11 protein-coding genes and 1 rRNA gene are annotated in these 14,262 nt (G+C 63.7%); 5 read left to right on the top strand and 7 right to left on the bottom strand.

What is annotated here, in order from left to right:
• Nucleotides 1-16: 16 nt before the first annotated feature.
• Nucleotides 17-2,602 carry an alpha-glucan family phosphorylase gene (gene glgP / locus JGU71_RS28700; RefSeq protein WP_199708579.1) on the bottom strand — a complete coding sequence of 862 codons (2,586 nt, stop codon included), beginning with the start codon at nucleotides 2,600-2,602 and terminating at the stop codon, nucleotides 17-19.
• 215 nt (nucleotides 2,603-2,817) lie between these two features.
• Here glgP and JGU71_RS28695 point away from each other — a divergent pair, with 215 nt between their 5' ends.
• Both JGU71_RS28695 and glgB read left to right on the top strand, forming a co-directional pair.
• Entirely contained in the window at nucleotides 2,818-4,821 is a 2,004-nt protein-coding gene (locus tag JGU71_RS28695) for a maltotransferase domain-containing protein (protein WP_199708578.1), read from the top strand.
• The gene (gene glgB, locus JGU71_RS28690; RefSeq protein ID WP_199708577.1) at nucleotides 4,818-7,016 is read left to right on the top strand and encodes a 1,4-alpha-glucan branching protein GlgB; all 2,199 of its coding nucleotides are present in this window, start codon (nucleotides 4,818-4,820) and stop codon (nucleotides 7,014-7,016) included. The genes JGU71_RS28695 and glgB overlap by 4 nt, the downstream gene beginning before the upstream one ends.
• Nucleotides 7,017-7,085: 69 nt before the next feature.
• Here the strand turns inward: glgB and JGU71_RS28685 are convergent, their stop codons facing one another.
• From JGU71_RS28685 to JGU71_RS28675, 3 genes are all read right to left on the bottom strand, one after another.
• Complete coding sequence (locus JGU71_RS28685; protein WP_199708593.1) at nucleotides 7,086-7,964, bottom strand: tetratricopeptide repeat protein; 879 nt, start codon at nucleotides 7,962-7,964, stop codon at nucleotides 7,086-7,088.
• 73 nt (nucleotides 7,965-8,037) lie between these two features.
• A complete protein-coding gene (locus JGU71_RS28680; RefSeq protein ID WP_199708576.1) occupies nucleotides 8,038-8,403 on the bottom strand; it encodes a DUF3817 domain-containing protein in 366 nt (121 codons plus the stop codon).
• A 47-nt stretch (nucleotides 8,404-8,450) separates the two neighbouring features.
• Nucleotides 8,451-9,644, bottom strand: a complete 1,194-nt coding sequence (locus tag JGU71_RS28675) for an acetyl-CoA C-acetyltransferase (protein ID WP_199708575.1) — start codon at nucleotides 9,642-9,644, stop codon at nucleotides 8,451-8,453.
• A gap of 93 nt (nucleotides 9,645-9,737) precedes the next feature.
• Here JGU71_RS28675 and mce point away from each other — a divergent pair, with 93 nt between their 5' ends.
• The gene (gene mce, locus JGU71_RS28670) at nucleotides 9,738-10,208 is read left to right on the top strand and encodes a methylmalonyl-CoA epimerase (protein WP_199708574.1); all 471 of its coding nucleotides are present in this window, start codon (nucleotides 9,738-9,740) and stop codon (nucleotides 10,206-10,208) included.
• Nucleotides 10,209-10,259: 51 nt separating this feature from the next.
• Nucleotides 10,260-11,240, top strand: a complete 981-nt coding sequence (locus JGU71_RS28665; protein ID WP_199708573.1) for a coiled-coil domain-containing protein — start codon at nucleotides 10,260-10,262, stop codon at nucleotides 11,238-11,240.
• 17 nt (nucleotides 11,241-11,257) lie between these two features.
• On the opposite strand, the gene JGU71_RS28660 is transcribed toward JGU71_RS28665, so the two are convergent.
• The gene (locus JGU71_RS28660) at nucleotides 11,258-11,560 is read right to left on the bottom strand and encodes an Rv1322 family protein (RefSeq protein ID WP_199708572.1); all 303 of its coding nucleotides are present in this window, start codon (nucleotides 11,558-11,560) and stop codon (nucleotides 11,258-11,260) included.
• An 88-nt stretch (nucleotides 11,561-11,648) separates the two neighbouring features.
• Nucleotides 11,649-12,326 (bottom strand): endonuclease NucS, encoded by a 678-nt coding sequence (gene nucS / locus JGU71_RS28655; RefSeq protein ID WP_199708571.1) that lies wholly within the window; start codon nucleotides 12,324-12,326, stop codon nucleotides 11,649-11,651.
• 43 nt (nucleotides 12,327-12,369) lie between these two features.
• On the opposite strand from nucS, the gene JGU71_RS28650 reads away from it, so the two are divergent.
• Complete coding sequence (locus JGU71_RS28650; protein ID WP_199708570.1) at nucleotides 12,370-13,929, top strand: adenylate/guanylate cyclase domain-containing protein; 1,560 nt, start codon at nucleotides 12,370-12,372, stop codon at nucleotides 13,927-13,929.
• A 258-nt stretch (nucleotides 13,930-14,187) separates the two neighbouring features.
• On the opposite strand, the gene rrf is transcribed toward JGU71_RS28650, so the two are convergent.
• Nucleotides 14,188-14,262: ribosomal RNA gene (gene rrf, locus JGU71_RS30705) — 5S ribosomal RNA — on the bottom strand; the annotation flags it as partial.

The following is a 14,262-nucleotide window of genomic DNA, read 5'->3' as shown; positions in this document are numbered from 1 at the left end:
GATTGTCGGCCGATCGTCAAAGGCTCGGCGCCGCAACCAATCCGAGTTCGGCGTCACCTGCGAGCAAGGCGCTGTGTGGCAGTACCCGAACCGTGTAGCCGACGGCACCGGACAGTGGAACGGGAGTCTCGACCTCGAAAACCTCTCCCCCACCGTCCGATCCGACGTGGTTCATCGGCACCGCCGTCACCTCGGACAGGTCGTCCGCGGACGACACCCGGCCGAGCACGGCCTGGACGACGACGTCGGTCGGCGCTAGTCCACCTAGTTGCACGTTCGCGCGCAGCGAGAGGTTTGCACCGATCACCGGTGTGTCCGGCAGACCAGCGCTGTCAACCTGGTCGACGCGGACCTGTGGCCACGCGGACTCGACCCGGCTGCGGTACGCGGCCAGTTCGCGCGCGCCTGCGAAGTTGTCGGCCACAGCTTTCCGGGACGCGGCGGCCGCAGGCGTGTAGTACTCGACGGCGTAGTCACGAACCATTCGAGACGCCAGCACCTGAGGTCCCAAGCTCTGCAACGTGTGTCGGACCATCTCGACCCACCGTGTAGGTATGCCAGCGGAGTCGCGGTCGTAGAACCTCGGCAGCACAGACTTTTCGAGCAGGTCGTACAGCGCGCTTGCCTCGAGGTCGTCACGACGGGTTTCGTCGAGAACCCCGTCTGCGGTCGGAATCGCCCAGCCGTTCTCACCGTCGTACATCTCGTCCCACCACCCGTCGCGGATGGAGAGGTTGAGACCGCCGTTGAGCGCGGACTTCATACCCGATGTACCGCAGGCCTCGAGCGGGCGAAGTGGGTTGTTGAGCCACACATCGCACCCCCAGTAGAGGAAGCGAGCCATCGACATGTCGTAGTCGGGAAGGAACGCGATCCGATGCCGCACGCCGGCGTCGTCGGCGAACCGAACGACCTGCTGGATGAGCGCCTTGCCACCATCGTCTGCGGGATGCGATTTACCGGCAACGACGAGTTGCAACGGTCGCTCCGGGTCGAGCAGCAGCGCGCGTAGCCGCTCCGGTTCGCGAAGCATCAACGTCAGACGTTTGTAGGTCGGCACCCGTCGGGCGAAACCGATTGTCAGCACGTTCGGATCGAAAATGTTTGCGGTCCAACCGAGTTCGGCTTCGGATGCGCCCCGCTCCAACCAAGACGCATGCACGCGGCGGCTGACCTCGTCGGTCAGCTTCCTACGCAACAGGTTTCGCATCTCCCAGAGCTCGGCAGCATCGATGTCATAGAGCCGCTCCCACCCCTTCGCCTCTTCGACGAGTTCGGGTCCGACGAGTTCGCGCGCCTTCTGCAGCCATTCCTTCGCCGCCCAGGTCGGGGCGTGAACGCCGTTGGTGATGGAACCGATCGGGACCTCTGCGGCATCGAATCCCGGCCACAGCGCTGCGAACATGTCCCGGCTCACCTCGCCGTGCAATTTGGAAACGCCGTTCGCGCGCTGAGCGAGGCGCAATCCCATGTGTGCCATGTTGAACACGCTCGGGTCGGCCTCGCGACCGAGTGCGATGATCCGATCCAGCGAGATGCCTGGCAACAATCCGGAATCACCCTCGCCGCCGCCGCCGAAGTAGTGGCGAACCAGATCCGCAGGGAATCGGTCGATTCCGGCAGGCACAGGAGTGTGGGTTGTGAACACCGTGCCTGAGCGGACGGCTGCCAACGCCGTGTCGAAGTCGAGTCCGGCACCGGAGATGAACTCACGAATGCGCTCGACACCGAGGAAGCCCGCGTGGCCTTCGTTCATGTGGAACACATCCGGATCCGGCAGACCCTGCGAATGGGTGTAGGCCCGCACTGCACGAACGCCGCCGATGCCCGCGAGGATCTCCTGCTTGATCCGATGATCTTGATCGCCACCGTAGAGCCGGTCCGTCACACCACGCATTTCCGGATCGTTCTCGGCGATGTCGGAATCGAGGAGCAGCAACGGAATTCGCCCGACCTGCGCGATCCACACCCGTGCGCGCAGCACTCGATTGCCTGGCATCGCAACGTGGATCAGCACCGGCGTCGAGTCCGCGCCGTCGGTGAACAACCGAAGAGGCAAACCCTGCGGGTCCAGCGCCGGGTAGTGCTCGGACTGCCAGCCGTCCGCCGTCAATGACTGCCGAAAGTAGCCCGACCGGTAGAGCAGACCGACACCGATGAGCGGCAACCCCAGATCGGAGGCAGCCTTGAGATGGTCGCCTGCGAGGATGCCGAGTCCACCCGAGTAGTTCGGCAACACCTCGGTTACTCCGAATTCCATGGAGAAGTAAGCGATTCCGCCGGGCAGCGAGGTGCCTGCCTGCGCCTGCTTCTGATACCAGTGCGGGCGGGCAAGGTAGTCGTCCAGGTCTGCCGCTGCGGCATCGAGCCTGGCAAGGAAGCCCTCGTCGCGTGCAAGCGAGTCGAGCCTCCCGGCACCGACGTCACCGAGTATTCGGACAGGATCGTGGCCGACCTCGACCCAGCGCTTCGGGTCGATCTCGGCGAACAGATCCTGCGTCGGCGGATGCCACGACCAGCGCAGATTCGTCGACAAAGGGCCGAGCGCGGCCAAGCGCGCTGGCAGATGAGCACGGACGGTGAACCGACGCAACGCTTTCACCCCGCGAAGACTACCCACTCCAGCCCGATTGGACATGTGCTGGAGCGAATGAGTTTGTTCGACGCTCCGGGCGGGAAGTCGGTATCGATGAGCAAGAACCACCGACCCGACACAGACAACCTCGAATCGATGGCGGGGACGTGCGGCAAAGCGCGCTCGACTCCACTACGGTTGAGTTTTAGTCGCAGCCGTACCACCGTGAACGGAGCTACCGCGTGACAGGTCGTATTGCCATCGACGACATCGCCCCGGATATTGCGGGCGGGCGAGCCGCCAAGGCTGTCGTGGGCGAAGTCTTTCCGGTTCGAGCCGTCGTGTGGCGCGAGGGTCACGACGCCGTCGCCGCAACCCTTTCGGTGCGCGAACCCGGGGGCAGCAAGGCGGTTTCGATTCGGATGAGTCCGGACTTCGAGCCGGATGTCTACAACGGTGTCTTTTCCCCGACTACCCCAGGCATATGGACGTTCCGCATCGAAGCGTGGAGCGACCCCATCACCACGTGGCGGTCGGGCATCGAAGCGAAGCTCGCCGTCGGTCAGAACGCAGCGGATCTCGCCAACGAACTCGAGATCGGCGCGCGCCTGTTCGAACGCGCCGCGAAAAAGTCACCACTGTCCGAGCGGCCGAGGCTCACCGCGGTCGCAGCGTCGTTGCGAAGTGACGGTCAATTGCCCGCGCGGGTGGCACCGGCTTTCACAGCGGAGACCGGCGAACTCCTGCGCCTCTATCCCCTGCGCGAACTCGTCACCCGCGGCCCACTCCGCAGCGTCCACGTCGATCGCAAGCGAGCACTCTACGGATCCTGGTACGAGTTCTTCCCGCGTTCCACCGGCGGCTGGGACGACGACGGCAAACCGGTCCACGGCACGTTCGCAACGGCAACCACAGACCTGCCAAGGATCGCCGCGATGGGCTTCGACGTCGTCTACCTGCCGCCGATCCACCCGATCGGCAAGATCAACCGCAAGGGACCCAACAACACGCTGACGCCGGGGCCCGACGATTTCGGCTCGCCATGGGCGATCGGGTCCGACGAGGGCGGCCACGATGCTGTGCACCCTCTGCTCGGCACCGAGGCCGACTTCGTCGCCTTCATCGCGTCGGCCCGCACGCACAACCTCGAGGTCGCCATCGATCTGGCGCTGCAATGCGCGCCCGACCATCCGTGGGCGGCCGAGCATCCCGAGTGGTTCACGGTGCTGCCCGACGGAACGATCGCCTTCGCCGAGAACCCTCCGAAGAAGTACCAGGACATCTACCCGGTCAACTTCGACAACGACCCGCACGGCATCTACGCCGAGGTGCTCCGCGTCGTTCGGCATTGGATGTCGTTGGGGGTCCGCATCTTTCGGGTGGACAATCCACACACCAAGCCAGCCGACTTCTGGGAGTGGCTGATCGGCCAGGTCCACGCGACCGACCCGGACATCATCTTCCTTTCCGAAGCGTTCACTCGACCTGCGCGGCTCTACGGCCTCGCGCGACGTGGCTTCACGCAGTCCTACACCTACTTCACGTGGCGAATCGCGAAGTGGGAGCTCACCGAATTCGGCACCGAGATCGCTGCGAAAGCCGACGAAGCTCGGCCCAACCTGTTCGTGAACACCCCCGACATCCTGCACGAGAGTCTGCAAACCGGCGGTCCAGGAATGTTCGCGCTTCGTGCGGCACTCGCAGCGACGCTCGCTCCGACCTGGGGCGTCTACTCCGGTTACGAACTGTTCGAGCACCAAGCTGTTCGCCCGGGTAGCGAGGAATACCTCGACTCGGAGAAATACCAACTCCGCCCACGTGCGTACTCCGAAGCGAAGGAACGTGGCGAGTCGCTCGAACCGTGGATCGCCAGGCTCAACGAAATCCGACGCGCACACCCGGCACTGCAGCAGCTTCGCAACATCGCGTTCCATCACGTCGACAACGACGCCCTGATCGCCTACTCGAAGGTCGACGCCGCCACCGGTGACGCCGTCCTCGTTGTCGTCAACCTCAATCCGCACGGCGCCGAACAGGGCAACATCTGGCTCGACATGCCTGCGGTCGGACGTGATTGGCACGATCGATTCACCGTCACCGACGAGGTGAGCGGGGAGCAATACGATTGGGGCCAAGCGAATTTCGTCCGCCTGGAGCCATGGCGTGCGGTTGCGCACATCCTTGCGCTGCCACTCGTCGCCAACTCGAACCGAACAGAACTGGCCTACAGGAGAACACTCAGATGACACCGAACCGCCGCACCAAGGTCGCCGCTCCGAGCAAGCGAGACCTGAAGCTGCTGGCGGAAGGAAAGCACCGCAACCCGCATTCGGTGCTCGGCGCGCATGCGGACGGGAAAGGCACTGTCATCCGGACCTTGCGTCCCTACGCCGAGACGGTCCACGCCCGCATCGGCAAGGTCGACTACCCGCTGCACCACGTCGACAACGGTCTGTTCAGTGCCTTCGTCCCGGTGCCCGACCTCATGGACTATCGCCTCGTCGTCGAATACGCGGGCGGGTCCACAGTTGTGAGTGCCGACGGGTACCGCTTCCTCCCCACCCTCGGTGAGCTCGATCTGCATCTGTTCAGCGAGGGTCGTCACGAGCGACTGTGGGAGATCCTCGGCGCACACCCCCAGAGCTATACGACGCCGGACGGTGAGGTCACCGGTACGTCGTTCGCAGTGTGGGCGCCGAATGCTCTCGGCGTGACCGTCATCGGCGAATTCGACGGGTGGAGCGGCAACACAGCGCCGATGCGGTCGCTGACCGCCGGGGTGTGGGAAGTATTCGTCCCCGACCTCGGTCCCGGCGCTCTGTACAAGTTCCGGGTGCACGGCAGTGACGGCGTCGTCCGCGACAAGGCCGACCCCATGGCGTTCCGAACCGAGATCCCGCCCGCCACAGCGTCGGTCGTCGATTCGACGTCGTACGAATGGACCGATGCCGAATGGCTTGCCGCTCGCGCCGAGATAGAGCCGAGCGCAGCGCCCATGAGCGTCTACGAATGCCATCTCGGCTCGTGGCGGCCCGGCCTCGGCTATCTCGAACTTGCCGAAGAACTGTCGAAGTACGTCCTTGAAAGCGGCTTCACACATATCGAATTGCTGCCTGTAGCCGAGCATCCGTTCGGCGGTTCGTGGGGCTATCAGGTCACGTCCTACTTCGCTCCGACCGCACGTTTCGGGACGCCCGACGAGTTCCGAGTATTCGTCGACCGTCTGCATCGGGCGGGGATCGGCGTTCTGGTCGACTGGGTTCCCGCCCATTTCCCGAAGGACGAATGGGCGCTTGCGCGCTTCGACGGCGGCCCGCTGTACGAACACGGCGACCCCACTCGCGGCGAGCAATTGGATTGGGGCACTTACGTATTCGACTTCGGTCGCAGTGAGGTCCGCAACTTCCTCGTCGCCAATGCCCTCTACTGGCTCGACGAGTTCCACATCGACGGACTCCGGGTCGACGCCGTCGCATCGATGCTCTACCTCGACTACTCGAGACCGGAGGGTGGTTGGACGCCGAACGTGCACGGCGGTCGCGAAAACCTCGAAGCCGTTGCCTTCCTGCAGGAAATGAACGCGACGGTCCACAAGCACCACCGCGGCGTCGTGACCATCGCCGAAGAATCGACGGCGTGGCCCGGCGTCACCCGCTCGACCAACGTCGGCGGTCTGGGCTTCAACATGAAGTGGAACATGGGCTGGATGCACGACACGCTCGGCTACCTGGGTCACGATCCGGTCCATCGGTCCTACCACCACCACGAGATCACGTTTTCGCTGATGTACGCGTGGAGCGAGAACTATCTACTCCCGATCAGCCACGACGAAGTCGTGCACGGCAAGGGCACTTTGTGGACTCGCATGCCGGGCGACGATTTCGCGAAGGCCGCGGGCATCAGGGCCCTACTCGCCTACATGTGGTCCCATCCCGGCAAGCAACTGCTGTTCATGGGTCAGGAGTTCGGTCAACGCGCCGAATGGTCCGAGGAGCGTGGCCTCGACTGGGCGCAGTGGGAGGACGCGCAGGCCGGTCACACCACCCGCGGGATCTTCAAGGCGGTGTGCGATCTCAACGCGGTGTATCGAGCGCAACCTGCGTTGTGGACGCTCGACACCACACCCGGCGGCTACTCGTGGATCGATGCCAACGACACCGGTAACAACGTGCTGAGCTTTCTCCGCTACGGCACCGACGGTTCGGTGGTCGCCTGCCTGTACAACTTCTCGGGCAGCGCGCACTCCGGATATCGGGTCGGACTTCCCGGCGCGGGGCGCTGGTCGGAGATCTTCAATACCGATGCCAAGGAGTACGGCGGCTCAGGGATGGGCAACTACGGAGCGGTGACTGCGGCCCCCGAGCCCTGGCACGGCAGGTCGGCGTCGGCAAACGTTGCTTTGCCTGCGAACAGCGCCATCTGGCTGAAATTCGAAGAGTAGGCGGCTACGCCGCTCGTGAGTCTTTTCGGAGGTCCCGCCCTCCGAAAAGACTCACGAGCCGCTAGCGGCCTAATAGAGCGCCAGGGCCAATTTTCGGCGTGCGGCAACGACGAACGGCTCGGCGGGATCGAAGAGTTCGAACAGCTCGAGCAACCGGGTGCGGACCCTTGTGCGATCGTCGCCCGCGGTTCGCTTGACCGTCGCGATGAGGCGCGCGAACGCGTCCTCGGGGCGCTGGTCGAACAACTCGGCGTCGGCGGCTTGAAGGGCTGCGTCGATGTCGGTTGGGTCGGCGTCGGCGGTCGCGATGATGCCGTCGGGCAGCACTTCGGCCCGGCCGATGAAGTTCACGTGCCGCAGCGCTGTCTTCGCTTCGGCGTTGGCTGGTTCGGCTGCCAGGATCGCCTCGTATGCAGCTTCGGCGCCGGCGAGATCACCAGCTTCGAGGGCTTCCTCGGCCGCTACGAAGCGCGGATCCTCGGGGGGTGCTTCTTCCGCGGAGCCCACAGGCCCGGTCAGCTTGCCCTCGACGGCCTTGAGAATTGCGTCGATCCACGCCCGCAACTGCTCCTCGGACTGGACGCCCTGGAAGTCCGCCAATGGTTGACCTTGTGCAACTGCGACAGTTGTCGGAATCGCCTGTACTCCGAAGGCCTGCGCGATCCGCATGTTCGTATCGACGTCGACTCTCGCGAGGATCCAGGTGCCTGCGTCCTGCGCGACCAGTCGTTCGAACGCCTCTGTGAGCGCCATGCTCGGCTCGCTCCGTGTGGACGCGAGTACGACGACAACCGGAACCGCCGACGATTTCTGCAGTACCTCGGCTTCGAAGTTTGCTTCGGAGACATCGACAACGGCGTTCGCCGTCGGCGTCCCACCGGTTGCGCCGGTTGCAGGTTTCGCTTGTGCACGCTCTTTGAGTGCCGAAAGGTCGACGGCACCGGCCATCGCGGCGGCGACGGCAGGTGCCGGTCTACGGGGAGCTGAACGAGGAGCTGGTCGAGTCACGCGATCCAGTTTGTCACGACTCCGAGAGCGCCGGTTGTGCGGCAGGCTTGACAGCGGAAAGCTCGGCCAGTTGGTTCGACTGCACTGCCCACCACTCGAAGACGAGTGTGCCGAACGGCGGAATGCTCGATACCAACGCGAGCAACGTCGTCAGCCAGGACCACGACAACTTGATCGCCGTGTAGATCGCGACAGCGACGAACAGCACGAACACACCGCCGTGAATCGGCCCGAAGATCTTCACACCGATCTCGTTGCCGTTTTCCGGGATGTACTTGAAAGCCATCCCGATCAGCAGACCGGCCCATGTGAAGGCCTCGAGGATCGCAACGAAGCGGAACCGCTTGGCGACAGTGGACAGATCGAGCACGTTTCCCATGGCGCCTATTCTGCCCGATGATCTACGACGGCTTGTAGTGGAGAAGCTCACGCCTTCGGAACGCGAATGATCAACGCATCGCCCTGACCGCCGCCGCCACACAGTGCCGCGGCACCGACGCCGCCACCGCGACGCTTCAACTCCAGCGCGAGATGCAGCGCGATCCTGGCGCCCGACATGCCGAGCGGGTGACCGACCGCGATGGCGCCGCCGTTGACGTTCACCTTCTCGGTGTCGATTCCGAGCTCGCGTGCCGATGCGACACCGACAGCCGCGAATGCCTCGTTGATTTCGATGAGATCGAGGTCAGCCGGTGCGATGCCCTCGCGCGCGCAGGCCTTTTCGATCGCCCGAGCGGGCTGCAACTGCAGTGTGGAATCGGGTCCGGCGACCTGTCCGTGCGCACCGATCTCCGCGAGCCACGTCAAACCGAGCTCTTCGGCTTTGGCCTTGCTCATCACGATCACGGCTGCCGCGCCGTCTGAAATCTGCGACGCGGAGCCCGCTGTGACCGTGCCGTCCTTGCTGAAGGCCGGCCGCAATTTGCCGAGCGACTCGGCCGTCGTGTCGCCACGAACACCTTCGTCTGTGGCGAAGATCACGGGGTCGCCCTTACGCTGCGGCACCGAGACGGGCACGACCTCGTCGTCGAAAACGCCGTTCTTCCACGCGATGGCCGCACGCTGATGTGAGGCCGCGGCGAACTCGTCCTGCTCTGCCCGAGTGATCGGCGTCGTCTCGCTCTGATTGCGCGACTCGGTCAGATTGCCCATCGCCTGGTCGGTGAAGATGTCATAGAGCCCATCGAACGCCATGTGATCACGCATCGTCACGTCGCCGTACTTGAATCCTTCGCGACTCTTCTCGAGCAGATGCGGCGCCTTGGTCATCGATTCCTGACCACCTGCGACGACGATGTCGAACTCCCCCGCGCGAATCAGCTGGTCAGCGAGTCCGATCGCGTTGATGCCTGACAGGCAGACCTTGTTGACGGTCAGCGCGGGGACGTCCATCGGGATACCGGCATCGACCGCGGCCTGGCGGGCAGGAATCTGGCCCGCTCCCGCAGTGAGGACCTGGCCCATGATCACGTACTCGACCTGCTCGGGGGCGACGCCTGCCTTCTCGAGCGCAGCCTTGATGGCGAATCCACCGAGCTGTGATCCGGAGAAGTCCTTCAAACCGCCGAGCAGGCGGCCGATCGGCGTACGCGCACCGGCGACGATGACAGAGTTGGACACGGGGGCCTCCGGATCGAGTTGGCAGTGGTTCGCGTCAGCAGCCATCGGTCAGCCCGACGAGAACTCCTGCCACGTTAGCGCTACGGTTTTACTATGACGAAATCTGTCCCGAGCATCAGTGCGATCTCTCCTGACCTGGTCATCGCGATCGACCACGTCGGCATCGCAGTCCCCGACCTCGACGCAGCGGTCACCTGGTACTCGGAGAACCTTGGCATGGTCGAAACCCACCGCGAGGTGAACGAGAGCCAAGGTGTCCACGAGGCAATGCTGTCGGTTCCCGGCGCCGCAACCGGCAGTGCTGTCGTTCAGCTCCTTGCTCCACTAACCGAGGATTCCTCGATCGGCAAGTTCATCGCTCGTAGCGGGCCAGGTCTGCAGCAGCTGGCCTATCGGGTCCGCGACATCGACGCCGTTTCTGTCGAGCTGCGGGCACGCGGCGTCCGGTTGCTCTACGACGAACCACGGCACGGCACAGCCGATTCTCGTATCAATTTCATTCATCCGAAGGACGCAGGCGGCGTTCTTATCGAACTTGTCGAACCGAGTGGCGCGGCCCACTAGGCGCGAATATCGTCGACAGAGACTTCCGACGCAAGAGGGTAGGTTGAACCCATGGCCAACGAGCAGGACCGGCACGCCGCGACGCTTCCTTTCACTATCGTGCGCAAGGGATTTGATCGCGACGAGGTTCGAAATTACTTCGACAGATTCGACGCGGAACTCCGTGTAACCGCGACCGATCGCGACGCGGCGGCAGCGCAGGCACGCAACCTCGCAAATCAGCTGGAGCATGCTCGCGACGAGATCGACGACCTTCGTCGTGACAACGATCGCCTGTCCGTACCGCCGACCACCGCGGAGGGCATGAGCGATCGCATTTCGCGGATGCTGCGTCTGGCGTCCGACGAGGCGTCGGAAGTACGGGCACACGCAGAGGCCGACGCCGCCGAGGTGCGCTCGATCGCTGATCAAGATGCCGCCAGGTTGCGCGGCAAGCACGAGGCGATGCTCGCCGAGTTGGCCGAACGCAGGAATGCGCTCGAAATCGAATTCGAGCAGACGATGGCAAGCGCACGGACCGAAGCCGCCAAGATCGTCGAAGCTGCCCAAGCCGAAGCCAGCCGTCTCGCCGCGGAATCCGACGCCAAGCGCAAGTCCGTGCAGGAGGACTTCGAGATCACCATGCGTGATCGCCGGACCAAGGTCACCCGCGCGGTCGAAGAGCTCGAGCGCACCAGCAAAGCCGAGGCCGCGCAGCGGCTCAAGGACTCGACCGAAGAGTCGCAGCGTCGTCTGCAGTCGGCGACACAGCAGGCCGAGCGCAAGATCGCCCATGCCAAGGAACTCGCCGAAGAGCTCCGGGTTCTGCGTGGTCGGGTGCTCGCCCAGCTGCTCGGCGTCCGTGGCCAGCTCGACTCAGTGCCTGCGATGTTGGCGTCGGTCAATCGCGAAAGCGAACTCCTCGACAGCACGCCCGAACGCAAGCCCGCCGCAGCACCTGCAGTTACGGAAGACATCCTCTCCGACGAGGACGACGCCGACACCGCCGAGCTTCCTTCGGCCGACAAAGAGGCCGCGAAGGTCGGTAGCTGACCGCTGTTGGTGTGTAGCTAGGACCAACGTCTGGTCAGGCCGCGGGTACGTCTGCCCGACCAACACCCGGTGTGCCAATGGCGACGCTCTTCGGTGCCACCGATTTCGTCGGCCGGCCACACCACCACATGTGCTGTGCCAGGACGAATCTCGTGGTCGCAGCCCGGGCAGCGGTAGGTTTTGGTCGCGCGAGCGCCGGGCACCGTTCGCACGACGTAACGCTCGTCGATCTCGCTCGGACCCGGCTCGACGCGCCCCCATACATCGGCCCGCAAGCCGGGCTCTGCCTGCTGGGGCCGTTTCGGCTTACGACGCGGCATGGGTGGAAGTCTAGTTTCCGGTCGCGTTACCTAGCGGAGCGACCGAAGAACACCTCTGGCCACGTCCCGAAGAATGCGAGGCACGGGCCTAGAAGAGCTTGAATTCGGTGCTCTCTGTGCCACGCAGGACGTCGTAATCGAGCGTGAGGCAACGAATACCGCGATCGGTCGCGAGCGTTCGCGCCTGCGGCTTGATCTGCTGAGCGGCGAATACACCTGTGACAGGCGCGAGCAGCGGATCCCGGTTGAGCAGTTCCAGATAACGCGTCAACTGCTCGACTCCGTCGATCTCGCCGCGCCGCTTGATCTCCACAGCGACGCTGATACCGGTCGCATCGCGGCAGAGGAGGTCGACGGGTCCGATGGCGGTCGGAAATTCGCGTCGCACAAGGGTGTATCCGTCGCCGAGCGTCTCGACGTGCTCGGCGAGCAACTCCTGCAGGTGCGCCTCGACGCCATCCTTCTGGAGTCCGGGGTCGATGCCGAGCTCGTGAGACGAGTCGTGCTCGATCTCCAACAGCCGGATCCGCAGTTCCTCGCCGGCCTTGTTGGTCACGGTCCACAGCGCGTGCTCGCCGTCGTCGGTTGTGCCTTCGACAAGCCAGCAGGGTGGGCTCATCCAGTTCAGCGGCTTGTAGGCGCGGTCGTCGGCGTGGATGCTCACCGAGCCGTCAGCCTTGATCAGGAGGAGCCGACGAGCGGCAGGGAGATGGGCGGTCAGTCTGCCCACGTAGTCGACTTGGCAGCGGGCAATCACTAGGCGCACTCGACCACCCTAGAACAGCGCTTGGCGATACCCTCGAACGACCATGTTGCGTCAACGTCATCAGCGTGTGCGGGCTGCTGCCCCATTGGGTTCGACATTGCTCGGATCCCCGTCCGAATCCAGCGGTATCCAACGCGTTCGAGTCCAACTGCTTGTTACGGGACTGCTGGTGGTGACGAATCTGGTCGGATCGGCGATCGTCATTGCGCTGGTCTCCGTAGTCATCCCCGGACCCAACGTCCTGGCCGGCGAATTCGCCCTCGTGACGTTCGTGATCGTGCCGAGCTACATCGCGTTCGCGTTCATCGTCGGGGTGATCTGGACGACCCGGATCGGCATTCGCGAGCTCAACTGGGCCATAGAGGATCGACCCCCCACCCGCAGCGAACAAGTCAAAGCGCTCACGATGCCGTGGCGGTTGACGGCCATTCAGCTTGCGATGTGGATAGGCGGAGCGATAGTCGGCACCGTCGGCCTCGGCATCATCGATGTCACCACGATCCCCAAGGTCGCTTTCACGTCCGTATTCGGTGGAGTCAGTGTCGGGGCATTCAGCTATCTCCTCGCTGAGTTCGCCTTTCGACCACTTGCCGCACGAGCGTTGGAACACGGCGATCCCCGACGAATTCGTCTCGCCGGTGTCACTGGTCGAGCAATTCTCACCTGGGTACTCGGTACCGCGGTTCCAGTGTCCGGGCTGGTGATCATCGCGATCTTCAGCTTCTTTCACGCTACGACAACGAACCAGCTCGCAGTATCCATCGTTGCGATAGGCGGCTTGACTCTGCTGTTCGGCCTCCTGCTGACGAAGCTCGGAGCCCGGGCCACCGTGGACCCCATTCGGTCGGTAATCCATACGATGTCCAAGGTCGAACGCGGAGAGTCCGATGCCTACGTCGTCGTGTACGACGGGACCGAACTCGGCGAGCTGCAGAGCGGCTTCAATCGGATGGTCGACGGGCTGGCAGAGCGCGAACGAATCCGTGAAATGTTCGGTAGGCACGTGGGCCACGAGGTCGCGGAGGCCGCGCTGCGTCGCAATCCGCGTATGGGTGGCGAGGAACTGAGCGTTGCGGTCTTCTTCATCGACCTCATCGGTTCGACGCAGTTGGCAGCGAACAGTCCCCCGCAGGAGGTGGTGTCGCTGCTGAACAGATTCTTCGATGTTGTCGTCGACGAGGTCGATCGATTCGACGGAATCATCAACAAGTTCGAGGGCGACGCTGCTCTGGCAATCTTCGGGGCTCCCGTGGAACTCGACGATCCGGCGGGACAGGCGCTCGCAGCCGCCCGCGCGATCCGTCGTCGCCTGCCCGAAGAGGTCCCGGACTGCGACGCCGCGATGGGAGTCGCATACGGCGTCTCGGTAGCCGGCAATATCGGTGCGAGACAACGCTTCGAGTACACGGTCATCGGCGATCCGGTGAACGAAGCCGCACGGCTGTGCGAACTGGCCAAAACAGTTCCAAGTCGACTTGTCGCGTCGTCGCGCACCGTCGATTCCGCTGACGACTCCGAAGCCGCACATTGGAAACTGGCAGAAGACGTCGTTACTCTTCGCGGCCGTTCCGAACCAACGAGGCTCGCTACACCGCTCGATTAAGCGTTTGCTTTTCGGCAGCACCCGCCCTGTTTCACCGTTGCTTACGCTGACGCCATTGATCGGTCTGCGTAAGGAATGGCGTGCGCCAGCCCGCAACAGAGCGTTGATTCCAACCTCGAATGTATGCAAACAAACACCAAGAACAAAGGCATGAAACAAAGGGCCTAAGACGACGAATGCCCCCGACTTTATCGGGGGCATTCGGTATAGAAATGACGAAAGGGGACCCAGTTGTCTGGGTCCCCTTTCGGAAAGTATGTTCGGCGGTGTCCTACTCTCCCACACCCTGGCGGGTGCAGTACCATCGGCGCTGACAGGCTTAGCTTCCGGGTT

Origin of the sequence: Antrihabitans stalagmiti (assembly GCF_016482825.1) — a bacterium.
GTDB classification, from domain to species: Bacteria; Actinomycetota; Actinomycetes; order Mycobacteriales; family Mycobacteriaceae; genus Antrihabitans; species Antrihabitans stalagmiti.
Note: the sequence above shows the minus strand (reverse complement) of the source record. Positions and strands in the feature narration are given on the sequence as shown.

Coding starts and splice junctions, on each gene's coding strand:
- JGU71_RS28680 (WP_199708576.1), bottom strand. CDS start 8,403: ATGGGAAACGTGCTCGATCTGTCCACTGTCGCCAAGCGGTTCCGCTTC.
- JGU71_RS28650 (WP_199708570.1), top strand. CDS start 12,370: ATGTTGCGTCAACGTCATCAGCGTGTGCGGGCTGCTGCCCCATTGGGT.
- mce (WP_199708574.1), top strand. CDS start 9,738: ATGACGAAATCTGTCCCGAGCATCAGTGCGATCTCTCCTGACCTGGTC.
- JGU71_RS28660 (WP_199708572.1), bottom strand. CDS start 11,560: ATGCCGCGTCGTAAGCCGAAACGGCCCCAGCAGGCAGAGCCCGGCTTG.
- JGU71_RS28685 (WP_199708593.1), bottom strand. CDS start 7,964: ATGGCCGGTGCCGTCGACCTTTCGGCACTCAAAGAGCGTGCACAAGCG.
- JGU71_RS28665 (WP_199708573.1), top strand. CDS start 10,260: ATGGCCAACGAGCAGGACCGGCACGCCGCGACGCTTCCTTTCACTATC.
- glgB (WP_199708577.1), top strand. CDS start 4,818: ATGACACCGAACCGCCGCACCAAGGTCGCCGCTCCGAGCAAGCGAGAC.